This is a genomic window from Methylophilus sp. 42, from assembly GCF_000384155.1.
In the GTDB taxonomy this organism is placed as follows: domain Bacteria; phylum Pseudomonadota; class Gammaproteobacteria; order Burkholderiales; family Methylophilaceae; genus Methylophilus.
In genome coordinates this window covers 1,784,234-1,804,302 of sequence record NZ_KB913031.1, presented here as the reverse complement: position 1 = coordinate 1,804,302, position 20,069 = coordinate 1,784,234, and the positions used below count along the sequence as shown (strand labels likewise).

Genomic DNA, 20,069 nt, shown 5'->3' with positions numbered 1-20,069 from the left:
ATGATATAAGGAAAGTGTCTCATGGTAGCTTCTGCAATTCCAAAAGAACAAATGAGCGCCTATCAACGCTGGGAGATGGCCAGCTTTGATGATTCCATCTCCAGTGAGCGTGTTAAACGTGAACGCGAGCAGGCCGAGGAAAATGCACGTACGGTCAGCCAGATTCTGAAGCAGGTCAGGCAAGAGGCTTATGAAGAGGGCTTTAAAACCGGTTACGGCGATGGCATGACACATGCCCAGTCGCAAATTGACACTGAGCGCCAGCAATTGTCGCAAATGGCCGCCAGCTTCCAGCAGGCATTGGCCATGCAGGATGTCAGCGTGGCCGAGTCTGTGTTGAGCCTGGCGCTAGACCTGGCAAAAGCCATGATGAAGACCAAATTGCAGGTGGATCCGCAAGCGGTGATTCCTGTGGTACTCGATGCCATGCATTACTTGCCTCAAGTCAAACAGCCTGCCAGGTTGATCGTGCATCATGAAGATGCCAAAGTACTGCGCGCCCATATTGGTGAGCAATTGAAAGAACAAGGCTGGCAACTGGTTGAAGATAGCCAGATTGAGCGTGGCGGCTGCCTGGTGGAAACCGCAGAAAACCAGATTGATGCCAGCAACGAAATGCGCTGGAAACGCTTGGTGCAAGGCTTGTCACGCGTGGATGACTGGCATAAACCTGTCGCTAGCAATGAATAATGTGTGCAGCCTATTGAGCAGCGATTGTGATTGATGCAAGCATGATAGACCCTAATAGCGCCGTAGATGCCAGCCCAGTGTTGGCAGAAGACTTGGTTAATGATGCGGATGTGACGCCAACCGCAGATGCCAATGTCATGGCAGACCAGGCAGAAATTGCCGCGCCTGCCGAACAGGACTTGCCACCCAATGTGCATAACCAGCGTTGGCAAAGTTACCTCAAAGACTGTAGAGAACTGATTCATTTGGTTGAACCACTGGAAGTGGCTGGACGTATCGTCAAAGTCACCGGCCTGATCATGGTTGCAACCGGTATCAAAATGCCGATTGGCGGCGCCTGTTTTATTCCGCTGCAAGATGGCGGCCGCGTTGAAGCCGAAGTCGTCGGTTTTGATGGCGAAAACTTGCTGTTAATGCCACAGTCAGCCGTCGATGGTGTCGTGCCTGGCGCTAAAGTATTTAGTATGGAAGTCACCGAGACCTTGCCTAAACCGCAATTTGGTCGCCCGCCACGCCGTCGTGCACAAGACCGTGCGCGTCATTTTCCGGTAGGCGATGGTTTGCTCGGCCGCGTGGTTGATGCTGCGGGTAATCCGCTGGATAACCTGGGCCCGATTTCCACTGAAGTCATGGCGCCGTTAAGTGGGCGTGTGATTAACCCGCTGATGCGTGCACCGATTGAAGATACGCTGGATGTAGGCGTACGCGCAATCAATGCCATGTTAACCGTTGGTCGCGGGCAACGCCTCGGGCTGTTTGCGGGTTCTGGTGTGGGTAAAAGCGTATTGCTGGGCATGATGGCGCGTTACACCACTGCCGATGTGATTGTGGTTGGCCTGATTGGTGAGCGGGGTCGCGAAGTACAAGAGTTTATTGAACAGATTTTAGGGCCAGAAGGCCTGGCACGCTCTGTCGTGGTGGCTGCCCCGGCAGACGTTTCGGCACTGATGCGTTTGCAAGGGGCCAATTACGCCACTGCGATTGCCGAGCGCTTTCGCCAGCAAGGCAAAAACGTATTGTTAATCATGGATTCACTGACACGCTATGCCATGGCGCAACGTGAAATCGCCTTGGCGATTGGTGAACCACCAGCGACCAAAGGCTACCCACCTTCAGTGTTTGCCAAATTACCCGCGCTGGTTGAGCGTACCGGTAACGGCGCTAGAGGCGAGGGCTCAATTACCGCTTTTTATACCGTGCTGACCGAAGGGGATGACCAGCAGGATCCGATTGCCGATTCTGCACGTGCCATTCTCGATGGCCATATCGTGCTTAACCGTACCCTTGCTGAGAGCGGGCATTATCCGGCGATTGATATTGAACAGTCGATCAGCCGTGCCATGCACAACATCACCAGTAAGGAACACCAGCAGGCCGCGCGTTTACTCAAGCAGTTATATTCGCGTTATTTGCGTAATCAGGACCTGATTGCCGTTGGTGCTTACCAGCCAGGCTCTGATCCTATGCTGGATGTGGCGATTAAAAAGCGCGACCAGATCAATGCATTTTTGCAGCAAGACATTGATGAAAGTGCCTATATGCAAGCCTGTTTGCAGCAATTGGCGCAAACCATTTCCTGAGGCCATCTGTAATACGTTATGGCCAAACAGTCGACACAAACGCTGACACTGCTGATTCAACTGGCGACAGACGAGGTGGACGCTGCCATGCAAGACCTGGCGCAAGCCATGCAACTGCTTGAACAGGCACAACAGCAGCGCACCATGCTGGAACAATATCAGCAAGAGTATGAGCAGCAATGGCAGTTGGCATCACAAAAAGGCCTCAAAGCCGATTTATACCGCAATTTTCAGGGCTTTTTCTCGCAATTGGAATTGGCCGTGCGCAGTCAAAATGCTCAAATCGAACAATGTCAGGCGAATGTCCTGCAAAAACGACAGCTATTGCAGGAAAAACAGCGCAAACAAAAGTCCTTTGAAGTTCTGATGACGCGAGCAGCAACGATGCAAGCAAAAGCAGAGGGCAAGCGTGATCAGAAACTGATGGATGAGTTTGCAAGCCGTGCCAAGCGCACGCGTCTGTAAAACAAATGTTGACCGGGAGAGTCATATGGCGTTTTTGAATTCCGCAACTTTACTGAATATGGGGGCCGATGCCGTGAAAACAGCATCGCCCAATCAGGTGTCACAAGACGCACAGAGCAATGGGTCTGATGAGTTTGCACAGGCGTTGCGCAAGCAAATGCAGCAAAGTAGCAAGCCTGTGATCCCTACTGCCAATAAGGCGACAGATAAGGTCGATGCACCTAAACCTGAGCCGACAAAATCCGCGACTGCAGAAAAAGCGCCAGCTGCACCAAACAATACGGTCAAGTCAGAAGACAGCCCACAAAAGACCGCGGCTGATAGCAGCGACGAACATACGAGTGCTGAAGCAGCAGCCAGCACTGAAGAGACTGCTGCGTCCGCAACGACCAGCAATACAAAAGACCCTGCCGACGTGATTGAAACAGCGCAAGAGCGCAAAAAACGTTTATTGGCAGACCTGGCCGCGAATGATCAACTGCCACCAGGCATTTCGCCGTGGATGCAAACCATGATTGCCATGCGTCCAACCACAGCACAAACCGATAGCCAGCCTAAAGCTGAATTGAGTACCGATGGTGCTACCGTGACAGTAGATAGCGAGCAATTGCCTGCTGTTGATGGCAATGCCTTGGCTTTGCCACTGGAAACTGAGGCAACGGCTAAAACCACAGCTGCACAGATACCGACCGGGCCTGCTGTGAATGTAGAGCAGGATGATCAGGCCGCCGATTTCAAACAATTGCTGGCTGGCAATGCACAGGCTGAAACGGCTAAAGAGTCACCTGGTATTTCTGAAACCTTGGTCAATGCTAAATTAATGGCAGAGGCGACAGGCGAAGCAGGGCGTACAACGCAGGCTTTTAATGAGATGCGTGGGGCGGATGGACAAGCCGATGTATTGAATTTACCACAGCAGCCAGCGGCGCAAGCCTTATCCAATAGCACATGGCTGAATGCGGCTGGTGTGGCGCAAAGCAGCTCTGTGGCGATGTCGCAAATTGCGGCGCCGTTTGGCAATGAGCGCTGGCAAACCGCCATGAACCAGCATGTGATGAATATGGTAGGCAGTGGCGACGATGTGGCCAGCCTGACCTTGTCACCACCCGACTTGGGTCCCATTCAAGTCGTGCTGAAAGTGGATAACCAGTCTGTGAATACCAGCTTTATTACTGATAACCCGCTGGTGCGTCAGGCATTGGAAGATGGCATGCAGGATTTACGTGAGCGCATGCAGTCACAGGGCTTGCAGTTGGGCCAAACCTTTGTTGGTGATGGTCAGCAGGCGCAACAGCATTTTGAGCAACAAACGTCACGCCAAGGTGGTCAGTCATCAGGCACAGCAGGCGAAACGGACGCTGTGCTTGCTCCGCAAGCCATTAAAACCAAGGTCGCACGTGGCCTGGTTGACACCTTTGTTTAAACTGCGGGCAGGCAATTTGCCTGCCAGTGGGTATAAATTTCGATTAAACGCTGATTTAACCCTTTTATCTGTCAATCTCCAGCGCGCTGTTTTGCGCATAATGACACCATAAACACTCTAGGTTTAATGTAAGAAAGGTTTGTGTCATGGCTCAAGAACCGGCGAAAGCAGCTGGTGCCGCAGAAGCGGCGCCAAAATCCAAGAAAAAACTCATTCTGATATTGGCCGTCGTGCTGGCATTAGCTGCCGGTGGCGGTGCTGCCGCATTCTTTTTGATGAAGAAACCAGAAGCGCATCAGGCAAAAGGCAAGGCGGGCGATAAGGCTGAGCACGCCGAAGATGCTGAGGGCGAAGCAATTAGCGAGGAGTCTGCGGAAGAGGAAGCGCCAGAAGAATCTGGTGGTCATGCTGATCCGAAAACGGCTTTGACTTATGTGCCATTTGAAACATTTACTGTGAATTTGTTACCAGACCCGGATGACAAGTTCCTGCAGCTCGATTTGACCATGGAAGTGAAAGGCGCTGAGCTGGCAGAAAAAATGAAAGCACAGATGCCTGCCTTGCGTAACCGCGTACTGTTATTGCTCACCAGCAAAAAAGCTTCCGATATTTCTACACCGGAAGGCAAAGCACAACTGAGTCAAGAGTTGCTGGTTGAACTGAAAAAACCGCTCGCTGCACACGGTAAGCCACTGAAAGTCACACAGGTATTATTTACCTCGTTCGTGATTCAGTAATGTTATGAGCCCAGTAGTTTAAAGTGAGTCATCATGTCAGCTGACAAGTTTTTATCACAAGACGAAATTGATGCGCTGCTCAAAGGCGTAGACGGCGATGACGAGAGTGAATCGTCTGGTAAAGACGATGCTAGCGTTCGTAACTACAACCTTGCCACGCAAGAACGGATCGTGCGCGGCCGCATGGCCACGCTGGAAATGATTAATGAGCGCTATGCGCGTTTATTGCGTGTTGAGCTGTTCAACTTCCTGCGCCGCACCGTTGAAGTCTCGGTCGGGCCAGTCAGGATTATCAAATATACCGACTTTATCCGTAACCTGGTGGTGCCTACCAACCTCAACCTGATTCACATTAGTCCCTTACGCGGCACCGGTGTGCTCGTGATAGATCCTACCTTGGTGTTTTTGGTGGTGGACAATATGTTTGGCGGCGATGGCCGCTTTCACACCCGCGTCGAAGGCCGTGATTTTACCGCGACCGAACAGCGCATTATCCAGCGCATCCTGGGCATCATGTTCGAATCGTATGAAAAGGCTTGGGCACCGGTATATCCGATCAAGTTTGAGTACCTGCGTTCAGAAATGAATACGCAGTTTGCCAATATCGCCACGCCGAATGAGGTGGTGGTGGCCATTACTTTCAATATTGAGCTGGGCCCGAATAGTGGCGAAATGCATTTTTGCGTGCCTTATTCTATGGTTGAGCCGATTAAAGACCTGCTGACATCACCGTTGCAAGGCGAAAACCTGGGCGGCGATAAGCGTTGGGTCAAATTGATGACGCAGCAAATTCAAGCCGCAGAAGTCGAGATTGTCGCTAATCTGGCCACGCGTAAATTGACGGTGGCAGACTTGCTGGAGCTGAAAGAAGGCGATGTGATCCCGATTAATATCAGTGACAGCATCGAAGGACAAATTGACAACATTCCGGTCATGGAGTGTCGTTATGGAGTATTTAACGGGCAGTATGCCCTCAAGGTTGAAAAGTTAATTCGCGCTGACGGTAGTCAGGAGCAATTGCAAGGAGAGTCATAATGGCTATGGATCCCGCCACTAATAGTGCAGATGATGATATGAATGCAGCGATGGCTGCCATGGGAGTGTCTGATCCCGGTGATGTGCAGACGATTGCGGAAGATGACTGGGGAGCAGCCTTGGCTGAGCAAACCCAGGCTGAGTCTTCGGCGTTGCAGGAGCCAACCAGCAAGACGGCTGTCTTTAACGAGTTTAGCAGCAACAATAAACTGGAAGGCACGCAGAATGATATCGACTTCATTCTGGACATCCCGGTACAACTGACCGTTGAGCTAGGCCGCACCAAAATTTCGATCAAGAACCTGTTGCAACTGGCACAGGGCTCTGTGGTTGAACTGGACGGCATGGCGGGTGAACCGATGGATGTGCTGGTCAATGGCTGCCTGATTGCCCAAGGTGAGGTGGTGGTGGTGAATGACAAGTTTGGTATTCGCTTAACCGATATCATTACCCCGGCCGAGCGTATTCGCAAACTGAATCGTTAATTGTTTTTTGAATTCCTTTTTATTTAGAGCGTCATGAAAATTATCAGCCAGTTGTTGATTGCCTTGTTTAGCAGCCTGGTTACCGGCGTGGCATGGGCTGTTGTGCCTGCGGCGACTGTCGCAGCAGCACCGAGTACCAGTGATAGCCTGGGCCGTATGGTGTATGGCACGGTGATTGTCTTGCTGGTGATCGCAGCGATTGCCTGGTTGTTACGGCGCGTGATGCCTGGACAAACCATGGCTCAACGCGGTGTGATCAAACAAGTAGGTGGTTTGCAGTTAAGCCCCAGGGAACGTGTGGTCGTGCTTGAAGTGGCTGGCCGCTGGCTGGTAGTGGGCATCAATGCAGGCCAAATGACGGCCCTCGGCGAAGTCGCCCCACCTGCGACGGAATCCTCAGTGGAAGAGGGCGCAAGTACTGCTCAGTCCCCGGCTTCTGGTATTGATCCACAAGCTTCTTTTGCTGTGCGTTTGCAACAAGCCATGCAAGCGACATTGCAGCAAAGAGTCAAATCCCTCAAAAACAAGCCTTGAGTCGCTCATTTCCGACCTTTGATTTAGCCTGGTCGGGCGTACTATAGCCCTAACTTATTGATAGCCTTGTGTCTGCCGTGAGCAGTTACAAGCAAGTTTCGGGTGCCATACACATGCGTGTTTTTTCAGTGTTAAAGTCTATATTGTCCTTGTTGCTGCCGGTCGGCTTGCTGCTTGGTTTCCCGCTATTGTCGTTTGCGGCTGGTGGATTGCCGATAGGTACAGTCAGCCCTGGAGCAGGTGGTGGCCAGGACTATACACTGAGTCTGCAAACCCTGATTTTACTCACCTCGTTGACGTTTATCCCGGCCGCGATGCTGATGATGACCGGCTTTACGCGCATCGTGATCGTATTGTCTTTACTGCGTCAGGCATTGGGTACCCAGTCTGCTCCTTCCAACCAGGTATTGATTGGTCTGGCACTGTTTATTACCTTTTTTGTTATGGGTCCGGTGTTCGACAAGATTTATACCGACGCTTACCAGCCTTTGTCTGAAAGCAAAATCACCATGCAGGAAGCGTTAGAGCGCGGTGTGTTGCCACTCAAAGGCTTTATGCTCAAACAAACCCGCGAAAATGACCTGGCCATGTTTGCCAATATGGCACACACGGAAGCGATTCAAACGCCGGAAGAAGTACCACTGAGGATACTGGTGCCTGCTTTTATGACCAGTGAGCTCAAAACAGCCTTCCAGATCGGCTTTGCCATTTATATCCCGTTTTTGATTATCGATATGGTGGTAGCCAGTATCTTGATGGCCATGGGCATGATGATGGTCTCACCGGCAATTGTGTCGCTGCCGTTTAAGCTCATGCTGTTTGTACTGGTTGACGGCTGGCAACTGATCATCGGCTCGCTGGCGCAAAGCTTTGTGATTTAAATAGGCACACATTCATTTTCAGGAGCAAACCATGAGTCCGGAACAGGTATTGACCATAGGCAGTGAAGCGATGCAAACCACGTTGATGGTGGCCGCGCCGGTGTTGGGCACTGCGCTGATGATCGGCTTGATTGTGAGTATTTTTCAGGCTGCCACGCAAATCAACGAACAAACCTTGTCGTTTATCCCCAAGCTGGTGGGCGTCATGGCGGTGCTGTTACTGGCAGGCCACTGGATGCTGATGACCATGGTGGATTATATGCACCATATTTTCACCATGATTCCGCAATTGGTGAACTAAGCGCCTGATCACATGCTGACCATCCATGCTTCAGATCTGCAATTGTGGATTGTTCAGCTGCTGTGGCCACTCACACGGGTACTAGGCTGCCTCACTGTCGTTCCGCTGTTCAGCCATCCAGCTATTCCCAAACGCATCAAACTCGCTATTGGCTTTGTGGTTACGCTGGCCATTGTGCCTGCGATCCAGGTGCCGCCCATTGAAGTGCTTTCCTGGCAAGGCTTATTGTCATTACTGGCCCAGTTTCTGATTGGTATCAGCATGGGCTTTGTCATGCGGCTGTTGTTTACAGCAGTCGAAATGGCCGGCTTTATGATGGGGATGAGTATGGGGCTAGGCTTTGCCAGTTTTTATGATCCGCAGGCACATGGCCAAACGATTGCCGTCGGCCAGTTTCTGACCATGTTAGCGCTGTTGGTGTTTCTGAGCCTGGACGGTCATTTAATTGTGGTCGCGGTTATGCTGCAAAGTTTTGAAACCATGCCGATCGGGATGGAGCACTGGCAGTTGAATAGCCAGGCTATTGCAAGCCTGGGCGGCCATATTTTTTCACAAGGCTTGTTGCTGTCATTGCCGGTGGTTGCCAGTCTACTGATTACTAACATGGCCTTGGGCGTGTTAACCAAGGCAGCACCGCAATTCAATATTTTCGGTATTGGTTTCCCAATTACGATTTCAGTCGGCTTTTTGATGACATTATTAAGCCTGCCTTCTCTGGTCAGCCCCGTCAGCCGCTGGCTGGTCGATGCACAGCAACTGATGTTGCAGGTACTGCGCTAGCGGTGCCGGGCCTTCGTGTTTGCAAGACCCTCACCGCTGTAATCCTTTTAAATCAGGCTAAATAGCGAGATATTCGACGTGGCCACAAACGCTTTTTGTGCAGCCTGCAAGATGGTGGTTTTCTTGGAAATATCAGACAAGGCCTGCGCATAGTCCAGATCTTGCAGCGTTGAAATAGACGCATCGTATTGCAGATCCAGGCTATCGCCGGTGGTGTTCAAGGTATCCAGCAAATTCAGGCTACTACCGATTTCTGAACGCGCATCCAATACCGAGTTCAATGAACCTTTCATTTTATCGATGCTGGTGGCCAGGCCGGTATTAAATGTCGCCTGGGTGGTGCTGTCCGTGATCGGTGTTTTTAACAGTGAAATGATATTCTGCAAGTTAGTAAACACATTGTCGCCGTTGGCACCAAATACTTGGTCGCCGGTGAAGGTCACTGGCAACTGGCTTTGCACATCAATCTGCAACTTGGTGCGGTCTGAGCTGGCGACAAAGTCATAGTTACCATCAAAAGGCACCGTAGACGAGGCATAGCCGGAATACATGTAGTTGCCTTGCGAGTCTTTGGTGTTTGCCAAGCCCTTCAGCGTATCCAGGCTGCCTTGCAGCTCATTGGCCAGCTTGGCACGTTCGGCATCGGTATAAGCACCATTACCTGCAGCAATCAGTGAAGATTGTATCGATTGTATGGTGTCGGTCACGCTACTCAGGTTGGCTTCGTAAGTTTGCAGCAGAGTTTCTGCTGTTTTACGCGTGCTGGTGTAATTTGCGTTCTGGTCTTTGGCCGTGTTGAGTTCGAGGATACGTGCCGCCGCCACCGGATCATCTGCTGGCGAGTTCACACGTTTACCAGTCGCAGTTTGAATGCTCAGCTTATTCAAGTCTGATTGCAGATTCATTAACTGGTTGGTGCCAGATTGATAGATGGTATTGGTACTGATTCTCATGATGGCCTATCCTTCAAAAACTTATTGACCTAGCTGCAGCAACACTTCAAACAGCTGACTGGCGATTTGCATCATTTTGCCTGCTGCCTGATAGGCTTGCTGGTAACGCAACAAATCTGTCGCTTCTTCATCCAGGTTGACGCCTGACTCTGACTGCATGGCACTGGTTGCATTTTCCAGGGCAGTGGCATCGGCCTTGCTGGTAATGCTGAGCTCGTTGGTTTTTGTGCCCACCGCGCTCACCATTTGTGCAAAGGCTTGCGCGTAGGTTCTGTTAGTACTGCTGCCTGCCACACGCACATTGGCGCCAGTTTGCAAAGCCGCCAGTTTGAGACCGTTTTCGTTGTCGTTCGGGCCACTGGTGGCTGAGCCAGCCAGCGCCAGTTTGTCAACGTTGGTAAACGCCAGTGACAATTGACCCGCAGCATACTGCGTCGGTTTGATCAGGTAGGAGTCTCCTTCTGTCGGTGTGCTGGTATTGACATCAATCTGCATGCCGTCGACGGTAGCAGGCAGTGAGGCACCTTGCCACATAACGGATTTATCGCTGAGGCGCGTAATCGTGTATTGGCCACTGTTATATTTAACCGTGTAGTCACTGCTGGTCAGCAGGCTGGCATCCACAATGGAGGCCGAGGCGGCTTTGGTCGGATCGGTGTTATAAGCGCTGCTGATGGCGGTCGGTGCGCCCACATTAAACAGGTTGGTACCCAATACGCCATTTAAATCATAGCCCTGGGTTTGTTGGGCATTAAACTGGCTGGCCAGCGTGATTGCCAATTGGCCCACCTGGCTTTGCACCGTATCCAGGGTTTCGCTCCTGAACTGCAAGACTCCGCCCAGGGTGCCGCCAGACAGCGTGTCTGAACTCAGGATTTTTGGACTGTCCGGGTTGCCGTAAGCCACCTCTACGCGTGAGGGGTCGGTATCACTGGCGCGAGTATAAAGCGAATACTGCGTCGTACCGACGACCAGAGGCATACCGCTACCGGCAAATACGTTGTAGGACCCATCATCCTGCTTGATGACGGTGGTTTTCACTTGTTCACTGAGTTTTGCCACCAACTGGTCACGTTGGTCCATCAAGTCATTAGGTACATTCCCCGTCGCATTAATGGCTTTGCTGATCGTGTCGTTTAGGTTAGCGATTTGTGACGAATAACTATTAATGGTATCTACACTGGCTGTAATTTGGGTATTAATGCTCTCCCGCATTTGATCCAGTTGCGTGTTCACCGCATTAAAGCGGTTGACCATCGATTGGGCAGAAGAAATCAGGGTCTGGCGCGTGGCTGTATCGCTAGGGTTGGCCGCAGCGGCACTCACCGCGCTGAAAAAACTGGTAATCACCGGGTTTAAACCGGCGGTACTGTCTGATAACAAGCCGTTGACCTGGCTGATATTGCTGTAATAGGCACCGCTGGCATTGGCGGTAGAGGTTGCATTGATCAGCTGTTTGGCCAGGGTCTCGTTGTACACACGCTGGATCCCGACCACATTGGTGCCCTGGCCGACATAGCCATAGCCAAAGTTTTGCGCTTCGGCGGCAGCTTGTACGACTACCTGGCGGTTATAGCCTGCGGTAGAGGCGTTGGCAATGTTGTGGCCAACGGTGGCAATGCCTATTTGTGCGGCATTCAGGGCGCTTTTACCAATGCTGAGTACATTTGACATGTGATTTCCTCATGTGTCAGCCCCCTGCAGAGAGTCAGACACGACTTTAAAGTGTGGTTAAGTAGCCTATCGGCTGTTTTTTTTGTTTCTTTAGGGTTGCGCTTGCTTAGCCTTGTAAATTCTTGATCACTTGCGTCAGTTTTTTGCCATATTGTGGATCGGTGGCATAGCCTGCACGTTGCAATGCATTGGCATACGCGCTGGCATCATGGGTGTTGCTCATGGCTTGCTGGTAGCGCGGATTCTGTGAAATCAGTTTGGCGTAATCCTTGAAGGCATCACTGTAGCTATCGTAAGCACGAAATTTCTCCACGCGGGTCTGCTTGACGCCATTGATGTATTCGGTGGTAGTGCTGCTTGCGACTTTGCCTTTCCAGTTGGCATCAGCCTTGATGCCAAACAGGTTGTGGCTGTTCACACCATTGTCTGTTTTAATTTCATGTTTGCCCCAGCCACTTTCGAGGGCTGCCTGGCCAATCATGAATTTAGCTGGAATGCCGGAAGCACTGCTGGCGGCTTGTGCGTGTGGCAACATGCTCTGGATAAATTGTTGTGTTTTCCCTGCTACTTCACGCATGGCAGTGGCTAATGGGGCTTGCGGCAGGGTAAAGCTCTGGATATTTGTCTGGGTTTCTTCCATCAGCGGTGGCAGTTCGGGAATGCCGCGTGCCCAGGCTGTATCGGTATTGCTATTGGCGGTGCTGTCTGTTGCTTCCCACTGCTGGTAAGCCTCGCGGATTTTTTGTGCCGCTTGTGCCAGCACGGCTTTGCCGTTGCTATTGCTTGTTGTGTGGGTCGTTTGGCCGGTGAGGGGCAGGGCAGCATTGCTATCCAGTTTGCCAGGTGATTTGCTGTCTTTGCTGCCATCGGTGGCATCGCCAGGTTTTTGGCTGAACTTGCTTAATTGCCTGACCAGCACATCTGTCAGCCCCATGCCTTTCTGGCTGAGGTTAGTGCTCAGTTGCTGGTCCAGCATGCCCATAAACATCTTGCCTTGCTCGCTATCGGTGATGCCATCTTGCGGCACCGTGTCACGCATGCTTTTCAGCATCATGTTCATCAGTACGGCTTCAAACTGGCGCGCAACGGCACGAATCGCCTCTGGCGAATCGTTATTGGCGCGCTTCAGGCTATTGAGCGAGTTAGCATCAATAGCCAGGCTTTGCGTAGTAGGATCGACACGTGGTTGCATCGTCGTTTCTCGCTTAAATCACCTCAAGCTCGGCATTCAACGCACCGGCGGCTTTCATGGCTTGCAAAATCGCCAGCAAGTCCTGTGGTGTGGTGCCAATCGCATTTAATGCTTTGACGACATCAGACAAGTTAGCGCCGTTATTCAGCTTCAGTACCTTGCCTGGTTCTTTGTTGATGTTGATCTCAGACACTGCGGTGGAGATGGTCTGGCCATTCGAGAATGGGCCAGGCTGGCTAATCACCGGTGAGGTATTAATCACCACCGACAGGTTGCCGTGTGAGACTGCGCAGCTATCCAGCGTCACTGCCTTGTTCATCACCACGGAGCCGGTACGTGCATTGAGGATAATCTTGGCAGGTGTTGCAGCCAGGGCGACATTAATGGTTTCCAGGTTAGCCAGGAAAGAAACGCGGCTCATGCTTTCAGGTGGGCGCACCTGAATCACACGGCCACTCTCGGCCTGGGCAGTCATCGGGCCAAATTTCTTGTTAATGGCTTCAACCACATTATTGGCGGTCGAAAAGTCACTTTCCTTCAATTCGAGTTTGACAATATCCTGATGTAGCAGGGTATTCGGCAATGCGCGTTCAACGGTAGCACCTTCTGAAATACGGCCGACACTCAAGTGGTTGATCTGGGTCTGGCTGCCATTGGCTGCCGCGCCGACACCACCCACCACCAGGTTACCTTGACCCATGGCATAAATTTGCCCATCTGCACCTTTCAGTGGCGTCATCAACAAGGTACCGCCACGCAAGCTCTTGGCGTTACCCATAGAAGATACCGTCACATCCAGGGTTTGCCCTGGCTGTGCGAAAGCGGGCAGGGAGCTGGTGACCATCACCGCTGCCACGTTTTTCAGTTGCAGGTTGGTCCCAGGTGGCAGGGTAATGCCCATCTGGTTCATCATGCTGATAATACTTTGCACAGTGAATGGTGTTTGCGTGGTCATATCGCCAGTGCCATCGAGGCCGACGACCAGGCCATAACCAATCAGCTGGTTGGCGCGTACGCCCTGAATATTGCTGATGTCCTTGATGCGCTCCGCTTGAGCGAAAGGCGTGGCCAGCAGCAGGCCGCATGCCAGCAGGCCATAGGCAACAGCGCGTTGGCCGCGCTGTACGGTGTGAACTAAGCTGTGTGTCAGTATGGGCATGATCAACTCTCCTACAATGGAATCATGCTGAGGAAGAAGCGCGAGAACATGGATAACACTTCAGCGGCATCCATTTTGCTGTTGCTACGATATTCGATACGCGCATCCGCCACTTTGGTCGAAACCACTTCGTTGCCGATGGTAATCATGTCCGGGTTGACGATGCCAGAGAACCTGACATATTCAGTGCCTTTGTCAAAGCCAATCTGTTTCTCGCCACTGATGACCAGGTAGCCATTTGGCAGCACATCGGTCACTGTGGCAGTGACAGAGCCGCTAAAGGTATTGCTGGCATCTGCAGCCGCTTTGTCTTTAAATGACAGCGCTGAGCTGGCGTTGAAAGCGGCTTTAGGCACATTGTGTCCAAACAGGCCGGTCACAGAAGCCGCGGTTGAGCCATCTTTGGTTTGCTCGTTATCAGAAGCTTTGTTGGCGGTGGTGTTTTCTGCAATACGAACAGTGACGATATCGCCTACATAGCGCGGTCTGCGGTCTTCAAACAATGGGCGAAAGCCTGCGCTATTGAAGATGGCGCCTTCTGTGCGCGCATCTGGACGTGCCATTGCTACTCGCGGCGTTTCCGGTTTTTGCACAATGGTTGACGGCGTGATAGAGCAGCCGTTCAGTAATTGAGAAAACGCCAAACAAAGTAGTAAGCTCATGATCGTTCTATTCATCATTTGAGTGACCCTCAAGCAGGGATTACATCTGCGACAGTTTTTGCAGCATCTGGTCCGACGTTGTAATCGCCTTGCTGTTAATTTCATAGGCGCGCTGGGTTTGAATCATGCTCACCAGCTCTTCCACCACATTGACGTTGGAAGTTTCAACATAGCCTTGTGACAATAAACCGGCGCCATTGGTCCCGGGTGTATTGGTATTCGCGTTGCCGGAGGCGGTGGTTTCTACAAACAGGTTTTCACCTTTGGCTTGCATACCGGCCGGATTGATAAAGGTAGCCAGCTGAATCTGGCCAATTTGCGTTGTGGCTGTGGAGTTAGGCGTGGTAATGGATACGACGCCGTCTCTGCCGATAGACAAACTTTGCGCATTGGCAGGAATGGTAATTGCGGGCTGCACCGGGAAACCGCTGGCGGTCACCAGTTGCCCCTGGCTATCGACCTGGAATGAGCCATCACGGGTATACGCCGTGGTGCCATCTGGCATCAGAATCTGGAAGAAACCCTGGCCCTGGATGGCAACGTCTTTGTCGTTACTGGTTTGTTGCAGGTTGCCCTGGGTGAAAATACGCTCAGTGGCGACTGGCTTGACGCCGGTGCCTAATTGCAAACCGCTGGGCAGCTGGCTTTGTTGCGAGCTTTGCGAGCCTACCTGGCGAATGTTCTGGTAGAGCAGGTCTTCAAACACTGCGCGCGACTTTTTAAAGCCGCTGGTGCTGACGTTGGCCAGGTTGTTTGAAATCACGTCCATCTGCATTTGTTGTGCATCAAGACCGGTTTTGGAAATCCATAATGAGCGTATCATCGTTCACTCCTTGGGCTTAAAGCCGTTTTCATACTGCAATAGTAGTGCAAGCATTAACCATTCATACTGAAGAGCTGATCTGCTTTTCCAGCGTTGTTTTGCGCGTTTTCCAGCATTTTCATTTGCATTTCGAATTGGCGCGCCAGGCCGATCATATTCACCATGGTTTCGACCACGTTCACATTGCTGCTTTCGAGGGCACCACCGGTGACTTTGACATTCGGATCCAAGGGTGCAGCCTGACCATTACTGGTCACAAATAAGCCGTCTTCTGCACGTTTGAGCGAAGCTGCTGGCGGGTTAGCCAGTTTGATTCGAGCCAGAATCGTGGTCGCACCAGGCACGCTCAGGTCGTTGACGCTGGAAATCGTGCCATCACCACCGATGCTGACAATCACATTGGGCGGGATGCTGATCGGGCCGCCGTCGCCCATCACATTGAGGCCAGATTCGGTTTGCAACTGGCCGTTCTCATTAATTTTGAGCGAGCCGTTGCGGGTATAACCTTCTGAACCATCCGCACGCTGTACGGCAATCCAGCCTTCACCTTGTACGGCAACATCGAGGTCGCGACCGGTATGCTGGATACTGCCTGGCTTGTAGTCAGTGCCGACGGTGGCATCGACGACAAAGGCGCGTGTTGGCAAGCCATCGCCCAAAATCGGCACGGCCCTGAAACTGTCCACCTGGGCTTTGAAGCCAGTGGTGGTCGCGTTTGCCAGGTTATGGGCTGTGGTCGCCTGTTGCTCCAGAATGTGCTTGGCGCCAGTCATTGCGGTATATATCAGACGATCCATAAAGCTGCCCCTATCAAGAAGTTAATCAGACCTGTATTAACGCAGGTTGACCAAAGTCTGCATGACCTGATCTTGCGTTTTGATGGTTTGCGCGTTGGCCTGGTAGATACGCTGTGCAGTAATCATGTTGACCAGTTCTGCGGTCAGGTCTACGTTCGAATCTTCTACCGCAGATGACTGCAGTACGCCCAGTGTGCTGCTGCCTGGTGAGCCAATCAGCTCGTCGCCAGATTCGTAAGTCGATGCCCACTGGTTACCGCCCAGTGATTGCAAACCATTCGGGTTCACAAAGTTAGCCAGGACCACACGGCCGAGGTCTTTGGATTGACCGTTGGTGTAGCGGCCTTGAATAATGCCATCATCACCAATAGTGAAGCTGGCAATACGGCCTGAAGAGTAACCATCCTGGCTCAGCTTGTTGACGCTGAAAGACGAGCCATACTGTGTGCTTTTTGAATAATCAAAGCTGATGTTCATGGCGGCGCCACCCGTCGTAGGCGTGAATGTTATCGGTGTCACGCTGGAGTTAGTTGAATCGTAGCCACCCGCGTTAAATACCATGGTTGGTGTTGGTGTTGGTGTAACATCCGTACCATCTACCGTAGTGTAGACACTCCAGTTGTTAGCGGCAGTTTTCACATAGTAGTTTTGTACATTGTGTGAATTACCCAGGTTGTCATAGACCGTAATCGCGGTTGAGTTAGTGTAGCTGGTCGGGTCTGTGGAGCTAAATGGGGTGACGGTCTGATCAATATCAGCACTGGCTGAGTTCAGGTTCAAGGTACCTGTGATTTTGGAACTGGCGACTGGTTGCAAATCACTGGTATCAATCTGAATTTCTACCGGGCTGGAACCGTTGAGGTTGTCTGCGCTGTTACCCATCAGGCGTTTGCCGTCGCTGGTGACAATGTAGCCATTCTTATCCATCTGGAATTGGCCGTTACGGGTATAGGTCACCGCACCGTTGTTGCTCAAACGGAAGAAGCCGGCACCGTTAATTGCCACATCCAGTGTGTTATTGGTCGCGGTAATGTTGCCTTGTGTAAACTGCTGGGCCACATCAGAAATTTTGGTACCAATACCGATTTGTGTCGTACCCGCGCCACTCAGGGACGCCGCGAACACATCAGAAAACTCTGCACGAGACTGTTTAAAGCCAACAGTGTTGGCGTTAGAAACGTTGTTGCCAATCACTTCCAGCGCTTTAGATGCTGCATTTAAACCACTTAAGCCTTGTGAAAAAGCCATGTTATCTCTCCTTGGTAAGGACTAAAAATGTCAATATTAAAAATTAGAAAATCTCAGAAATATCAGATGCAGACACTGTCGTGTTATTGCTCAAATTCAGTTTGGCACCGCTGGTGCTGGTGGTGACGCTTTGTACCTGTGCCAGACTCAGGGCGGTACTGCTGACGGTGGTGTCACCAGTTTTTGCGGTGATTTCATAGCTATAGTCACCACTAGGCGCGACGGTGCCATCATCCATTTTTCCATCCCAGCTCAACGCATTGACACCTACGTCTTGTTTGCCGAATGTCAGTGTGCGGATGGTGGCGCCGGAACCGTTTTTAATCGCGACTGACAGGCTGTCTGCGCCATTAGGCACATTGACGCCGAAGTAACCGCCGGTTTCTGTATGGGTGAGCGTTTTGCCTTCTACCAAGACATTGCGGCCTATCATGCTGGTAGCCTGGTAAGCTTGGCCTAGCTGTACGCTGCCGATCAGGCTGCTCATGGTTTCATTCAGCTTGTTGATGCCAGTCACGGTATTCAACTGTGCCATCTGGCTGGTCACCTGGGCGTTATCCATCGGATTCAACGGATCCTGGTTTTTCATCTGCGTCACCAGCAAGGTCATGAAACGGTCTTGTGTTTCATCTGTCGTGCTGGCCGTGTTGCGTGTGTTCACTGAATTCAGTAAATCTTGTGACACCTGGTTGTTGGTATTAACGGTGGTCATGCTGAAGTCCTTTCTGCAGGTTATTGACCGATATTCAATGTTTTAAGCAACATGGTTTTTGCCGCGTTCATGGTTTCCACGTTGTTTTGATAAGCGCGTGACGCTGAAATCATGTTCACCATTTCCTCAGTCACATTGACATTAGGCATGGTGATGTAGCCATCGGCATTCGCCATCGGGTGTTTGGGGTCGTAGACCATTTTGCCTGGCTTGTTATCTTCAATGACACGATCCACTTCAACCGTGCTGCTCTGGTTGGCTGCATCCTGAACTGCCTTAAACACCACTTGTTTAGACTGGTAGGGCTTGCCATCGGAGCTCACCACGCTGTCGGCGTTGGCGAGGTTGCTGGCCACCGTGTTCAGGCGCATGGATTGCGCACTCATGGCTGAGCCGGAAATTTTGAATACGTTAAACAGAGACATGACAGACCTCCTTTAATTATTGCTGGCCGTTAATTGCGGACAGCATTTTCTTAATCTGGCCGCCTATCATGGTCAGGCTGGCCTCATAACGGATGCCGTTATCGACATAAGCATTACGCTCCACATCCATATCGACGGTGTTGCCATCAGCAGAGCCTTGCACCACTGCGCGGAACAGCGGGTCGCCTGTGCTGACATAGCCGCTGCCGCCCGTGCCATTCATATGGCCAGCATTGGTTTGTTGCAATGCGCCATTGCTTGTTGTGGTGCCGGCAGAAGCATTCGGTTGCAGCGCTGCCTTCATGGCAGACTGAAAGTCGATGTCACGCGCTTTATATTGCGGTGTATCTGCATTGGCAATATTCGATGCCAACAGCTCTTGACGTTCATTGCGCACGCGCAATGCCGTCTGATGGAAATTCAGTGCGGCGTCCAGTTTGTTTATCATCGTTTTATCCTTTCCTGGCTGTTTCTCCAGCCCTGTTCGAAACCTGTTGCTTTCGAACCTCTAAAGTTTTGTCCTCTGCGACCGTTAACCCGAATAAGCAGGTCTGCTTTCACGCATATGACTTTTACTAGCTATGCCTAGTGTACGCCGCGGCCTATGCAATGATTCTGCAATTAAACGGGGGAAATCCCCTTTAATTCCGGGATTAAACTTGCCCGTGATGCGTAGAATAGGGCACATGAAACAACACCAGCCCCAGATTGTGATGATGCTTATTGTTAGCCTGTTATGGCTGATGAGCGCTCCTGCGTATGCGGCAGACCGTGCGGTGATTGCGAATCAGCATGCGGTCGGCACAGCCTCTGCAGGTAATGACATGCACAGCCGCCTGTATCAAACAGTGATGCAGTATGTACAAAGCCAGACACAAGGCTATCCGGGCAAAGTCAATATCGAGATCCAACCGCTGGATAGCCGTATCCGTATTGCAGAGTGCGCATTGATGGAAGGCTTTACGGTACAAGGCGCCCGTTTGTGGGGTAAAACCCATATTGGCGTGCGTTGCCTGCAATCTGAGACTAAGCCATGGACACTGTATGTACAGGCCGATGTGCAGGTGTGGGGAGAATATGCCGTTACCGGTTTGCCAGTTGGCCAGGGTTCACCAGTGCAACCCACAGATGTGGTCATGCAGTCTGGTGATTTAAGCAAATTGCCAGCAGGCATTATTACTGACTTGTCTATGTTGGCTGGTAAACAGGCAGCATTAAATTTGCCATTGGGCACGGTGCTAAGACCAGAGTTGCTCAAGTCGGTGCCAGTGATTATGCAAGGGCAAACTGTACAGTTAAATAGTCGTGGTGATGGCTTTGTGATCTCGGCTGATGGCACTGCCATGCAAACCGCAAATGTTGGCCAGGTGGTTGATGTGAAAGTCAGCAGTGGCCAGATTGTAAAAGGCGTCGCGCAGTCTTCCGGTAAGGTAGACGTGCGCTTTTAGTCAGATGGACAACCCTTTTAATTAAAAATAGCTTAATTGAAAAATGTCTGAAAATGATAAACATG

The 20,069-nt window shown here is 51.4% G+C and carries 23 protein-coding genes; 12 read left to right on the top strand and 11 right to left on the bottom strand.

Annotation, left to right across the window (positions count from 1 at the left end; genetic code table 11):
- Positions 1 to 21: 21 nt before the first annotated feature.
- From MET42_RS0108785 to fliR, 11 genes are all read left to right on the top strand, one after another.
- Entirely contained in the window at positions 22 to 690 is a 669-nt protein-coding gene (locus tag MET42_RS0108785) for a flagellar assembly protein FliH (protein ID WP_019882547.1), read from the top strand.
- A gap of 137 nt (positions 691 to 827) precedes the next feature.
- Positions 828 to 2,270, top strand: a complete 1,443-nt coding sequence (gene fliI, locus MET42_RS0108780) for a flagellar protein export ATPase FliI (protein ID WP_198289789.1) — start codon at positions 828 to 830, stop codon at positions 2,268 to 2,270.
- A gap of 18 nt (positions 2,271 to 2,288) precedes the next feature.
- Complete coding sequence (gene fliJ, locus MET42_RS0108775; protein WP_019882545.1) at positions 2,289 to 2,735, top strand: flagellar export protein FliJ; 447 nt, start codon at positions 2,289 to 2,291, stop codon at positions 2,733 to 2,735.
- A gap of 25 nt (positions 2,736 to 2,760) precedes the next feature.
- Positions 2,761 to 4,158 (top strand): flagellar hook-length control protein FliK, encoded by a 1,398-nt coding sequence (locus MET42_RS0108770; RefSeq protein WP_019882544.1) that lies wholly within the window; start codon positions 2,761 to 2,763, stop codon positions 4,156 to 4,158.
- A gap of 146 nt (positions 4,159 to 4,304) precedes the next feature.
- Positions 4,305 to 4,895 carry a flagellar basal body-associated FliL family protein gene (locus MET42_RS0108765; protein WP_019882543.1) on the top strand — a complete coding sequence of 197 codons (591 nt, stop codon included), beginning with the start codon at positions 4,305 to 4,307 and terminating at the stop codon, positions 4,893 to 4,895.
- A gap of 33 nt (positions 4,896 to 4,928) precedes the next feature.
- A complete protein-coding gene (gene fliM, locus MET42_RS0108760) occupies positions 4,929 to 5,930 on the top strand; it encodes a flagellar motor switch protein FliM (RefSeq protein WP_019882542.1) in 1,002 nt (333 codons plus the stop codon).
- Positions 5,930 to 6,415, top strand: coding sequence for a flagellar motor switch protein FliN (fliN, locus tag MET42_RS0108755; protein ID WP_019882541.1), 486 nt, complete (start codon positions 5,930 to 5,932; stop codon positions 6,413 to 6,415). The genes fliM and fliN overlap by 1 nt, the downstream gene beginning before the upstream one ends.
- A 33-nt stretch (positions 6,416 to 6,448) precedes the next feature.
- Complete coding sequence (gene fliO, locus MET42_RS0108750; protein WP_019882540.1) at positions 6,449 to 6,949, top strand: flagellar biosynthetic protein FliO; 501 nt, start codon at positions 6,449 to 6,451, stop codon at positions 6,947 to 6,949.
- A 113-nt stretch (positions 6,950 to 7,062) separates the two neighbouring features.
- Positions 7,063 to 7,830: a flagellar type III secretion system pore protein FliP gene (fliP, locus tag MET42_RS0108745; RefSeq protein WP_019882539.1), complete on the top strand. Its 768-nt coding sequence runs from the start codon at positions 7,063 to 7,065 to the stop codon at positions 7,828 to 7,830.
- A 31-nt stretch (positions 7,831 to 7,861) separates the two neighbouring features.
- Positions 7,862 to 8,131 carry a flagellar biosynthesis protein FliQ gene (gene fliQ / locus MET42_RS0108740; RefSeq protein ID WP_019882538.1) on the top strand — a complete coding sequence of 90 codons (270 nt, stop codon included), beginning with the start codon at positions 7,862 to 7,864 and terminating at the stop codon, positions 8,129 to 8,131.
- Between the two features lie 12 nt (positions 8,132 to 8,143).
- Positions 8,144 to 8,911 (top strand): flagellar biosynthetic protein FliR, encoded by a 768-nt coding sequence (fliR, locus tag MET42_RS0108735; protein ID WP_019882537.1) that lies wholly within the window; start codon positions 8,144 to 8,146, stop codon positions 8,909 to 8,911.
- 47 nt (positions 8,912 to 8,958) lie between these two features.
- On the opposite strand, the gene flgL is transcribed toward fliR, so the two are convergent.
- The 11 genes from flgL to flgB form a co-directional block, all read right to left on the bottom strand.
- On the bottom strand, positions 8,959 to 9,864 hold the full coding sequence (gene flgL, locus MET42_RS0108730) for a flagellar hook-associated protein FlgL (protein WP_019882536.1): 906 nt from the start codon (positions 9,862 to 9,864) through the stop codon (positions 8,959 to 8,961).
- Between the two features lie 21 nt (positions 9,865 to 9,885).
- Positions 9,886 to 11,538, bottom strand: coding sequence for a flagellar hook-associated protein FlgK (flgK, locus tag MET42_RS0108725; protein WP_019882535.1), 1,653 nt, complete (start codon positions 11,536 to 11,538; stop codon positions 9,886 to 9,888).
- Between the two features lie 106 nt (positions 11,539 to 11,644).
- Complete coding sequence (gene flgJ / locus MET42_RS0108720) at positions 11,645 to 12,730, bottom strand: flagellar assembly peptidoglycan hydrolase FlgJ (RefSeq protein WP_019882534.1); 1,086 nt, start codon at positions 12,728 to 12,730, stop codon at positions 11,645 to 11,647.
- A 13-nt stretch (positions 12,731 to 12,743) separates the two neighbouring features.
- A complete protein-coding gene (locus MET42_RS0108715) occupies positions 12,744 to 13,889 on the bottom strand; it encodes a flagellar basal body P-ring protein FlgI (RefSeq protein ID WP_019882533.1) in 1,146 nt (381 codons plus the stop codon).
- 11 nt (positions 13,890 to 13,900) lie between these two features.
- Positions 13,901 to 14,551: a flagellar basal body L-ring protein FlgH gene (locus MET42_RS0108710; protein ID WP_019882532.1), complete on the bottom strand. Its 651-nt coding sequence runs from the start codon at positions 14,549 to 14,551 to the stop codon at positions 13,901 to 13,903.
- 40 nt (positions 14,552 to 14,591) lie between these two features.
- Positions 14,592 to 15,374, bottom strand: coding sequence for a flagellar basal-body rod protein FlgG (gene flgG, locus MET42_RS0108705; protein ID WP_019882531.1), 783 nt, complete (start codon positions 15,372 to 15,374; stop codon positions 14,592 to 14,594).
- 53 nt (positions 15,375 to 15,427) lie between these two features.
- Positions 15,428 to 16,171 carry a flagellar basal body rod protein FlgF gene (locus MET42_RS0108700; protein WP_029512381.1) on the bottom strand — a complete coding sequence of 248 codons (744 nt, stop codon included), beginning with the start codon at positions 16,169 to 16,171 and terminating at the stop codon, positions 15,428 to 15,430.
- Positions 16,172 to 16,207: 36 nt separating this feature from the next.
- Positions 16,208 to 17,419: a flagellar hook protein FlgE gene (gene flgE / locus MET42_RS0108695; RefSeq protein ID WP_019882529.1), complete on the bottom strand. Its 1,212-nt coding sequence runs from the start codon at positions 17,417 to 17,419 to the stop codon at positions 16,208 to 16,210.
- A 43-nt stretch (positions 17,420 to 17,462) separates the two neighbouring features.
- Positions 17,463 to 18,131, bottom strand: coding sequence for a flagellar hook assembly protein FlgD (locus MET42_RS0108690; protein WP_019882528.1), 669 nt, complete (start codon positions 18,129 to 18,131; stop codon positions 17,463 to 17,465).
- A 20-nt stretch (positions 18,132 to 18,151) separates the two neighbouring features.
- On the bottom strand, positions 18,152 to 18,556 hold the full coding sequence (flgC, locus tag MET42_RS0108685) for a flagellar basal body rod protein FlgC (RefSeq protein ID WP_019882527.1): 405 nt from the start codon (positions 18,554 to 18,556) through the stop codon (positions 18,152 to 18,154).
- A gap of 16 nt (positions 18,557 to 18,572) precedes the next feature.
- Positions 18,573 to 19,004: a flagellar basal body rod protein FlgB gene (flgB, locus tag MET42_RS0108680; protein ID WP_019882526.1), complete on the bottom strand. Its 432-nt coding sequence runs from the start codon at positions 19,002 to 19,004 to the stop codon at positions 18,573 to 18,575.
- 238 nt (positions 19,005 to 19,242) lie between these two features.
- On the opposite strand from flgB, the gene flgA reads away from it, so the two are divergent.
- Positions 19,243 to 20,004: a flagellar basal body P-ring formation chaperone FlgA gene (gene flgA, locus MET42_RS0108675; protein ID WP_019882525.1), complete on the top strand. Its 762-nt coding sequence runs from the start codon at positions 19,243 to 19,245 to the stop codon at positions 20,002 to 20,004.
- Positions 20,005 to 20,069: the final 65 nt, after the last annotated feature.

What these genes read in the sequence shown, in the direction of transcription:
- flgJ (WP_019882534.1), bottom strand. Translation starts at nt 12,730, where the DNA reads ATGCAACCACGTGTCGATCCTACTACGCAAAGCCTGGCTATTGATGCT.
- MET42_RS0108690 (WP_019882528.1), bottom strand. Translation starts at nt 18,131, where the DNA reads ATGACCACCGTTAATACCAACAACCAGGTGTCACAAGATTTACTGAAT.
- fliO (WP_019882540.1), top strand. Translation starts at nt 6,449, where the DNA reads ATGAAAATTATCAGCCAGTTGTTGATTGCCTTGTTTAGCAGCCTGGTT.
- MET42_RS0108765 (WP_019882543.1), top strand. Translation starts at nt 4,305, where the DNA reads ATGGCTCAAGAACCGGCGAAAGCAGCTGGTGCCGCAGAAGCGGCGCCA.
- flgL (WP_019882536.1), bottom strand. Translation starts at nt 9,864, where the DNA reads ATGAGAATCAGTACCAATACCATCTATCAATCTGGCACCAACCAGTTA.
- flgB (WP_019882526.1), bottom strand. Translation starts at nt 19,004, where the DNA reads ATGATAAACAAACTGGACGCCGCACTGAATTTCCATCAGACGGCATTG.
- MET42_RS0108700 (WP_029512381.1), bottom strand. Translation starts at nt 16,171, where the DNA reads ATGGATCGTCTGATATATACCGCAATGACTGGCGCCAAGCACATTCTG.
- fliQ (WP_019882538.1), top strand. Translation starts at nt 7,862, where the DNA reads ATGAGTCCGGAACAGGTATTGACCATAGGCAGTGAAGCGATGCAAACC.
- MET42_RS0108785 (WP_019882547.1), top strand. Translation starts at nt 22, where the DNA reads ATGGTAGCTTCTGCAATTCCAAAAGAACAAATGAGCGCCTATCAACGC.
- MET42_RS0108770 (WP_019882544.1), top strand. Translation starts at nt 2,761, where the DNA reads ATGGCGTTTTTGAATTCCGCAACTTTACTGAATATGGGGGCCGATGCC.
- flgA (WP_019882525.1), top strand. Translation starts at nt 19,243, where the DNA reads ATGAAACAACACCAGCCCCAGATTGTGATGATGCTTATTGTTAGCCTG.
- flgK (WP_019882535.1), bottom strand. Translation starts at nt 11,538, where the DNA reads ATGTCAAATGTACTCAGCATTGGTAAAAGCGCCCTGAATGCCGCACAA.
- fliM (WP_019882542.1), top strand. Translation starts at nt 4,929, where the DNA reads ATGTCAGCTGACAAGTTTTTATCACAAGACGAAATTGATGCGCTGCTC.
- fliI (WP_198289789.1), top strand. Translation starts at nt 828, where the DNA reads ATGGCAGACCAGGCAGAAATTGCCGCGCCTGCCGAACAGGACTTGCCA.
- fliJ (WP_019882545.1), top strand. Translation starts at nt 2,289, where the DNA reads ATGGCCAAACAGTCGACACAAACGCTGACACTGCTGATTCAACTGGCG.
- fliR (WP_019882537.1), top strand. Translation starts at nt 8,144, where the DNA reads ATGCTGACCATCCATGCTTCAGATCTGCAATTGTGGATTGTTCAGCTG.
- flgG (WP_019882531.1), bottom strand. Translation starts at nt 15,374, where the DNA reads ATGATACGCTCATTATGGATTTCCAAAACCGGTCTTGATGCACAACAA.
- flgC (WP_019882527.1), bottom strand. Translation starts at nt 18,556, where the DNA reads ATGTCTCTGTTTAACGTATTCAAAATTTCCGGCTCAGCCATGAGTGCG.
- fliP (WP_019882539.1), top strand. Translation starts at nt 7,063, where the DNA reads ATGCGTGTTTTTTCAGTGTTAAAGTCTATATTGTCCTTGTTGCTGCCG.
- MET42_RS0108710 (WP_019882532.1), bottom strand. Translation starts at nt 14,551, where the DNA reads ATGAGCTTACTACTTTGTTTGGCGTTTTCTCAATTACTGAACGGCTGC.
- MET42_RS0108715 (WP_019882533.1), bottom strand. Translation starts at nt 13,889, where the DNA reads ATGCCCATACTGACACACAGCTTAGTTCACACCGTACAGCGCGGCCAA.
- flgE (WP_019882529.1), bottom strand. Translation starts at nt 17,419, where the DNA reads ATGGCTTTTTCACAAGGCTTAAGTGGTTTAAATGCAGCATCTAAAGCG.
- fliN (WP_019882541.1), top strand. Translation starts at nt 5,930, where the DNA reads ATGGCTATGGATCCCGCCACTAATAGTGCAGATGATGATATGAATGCA.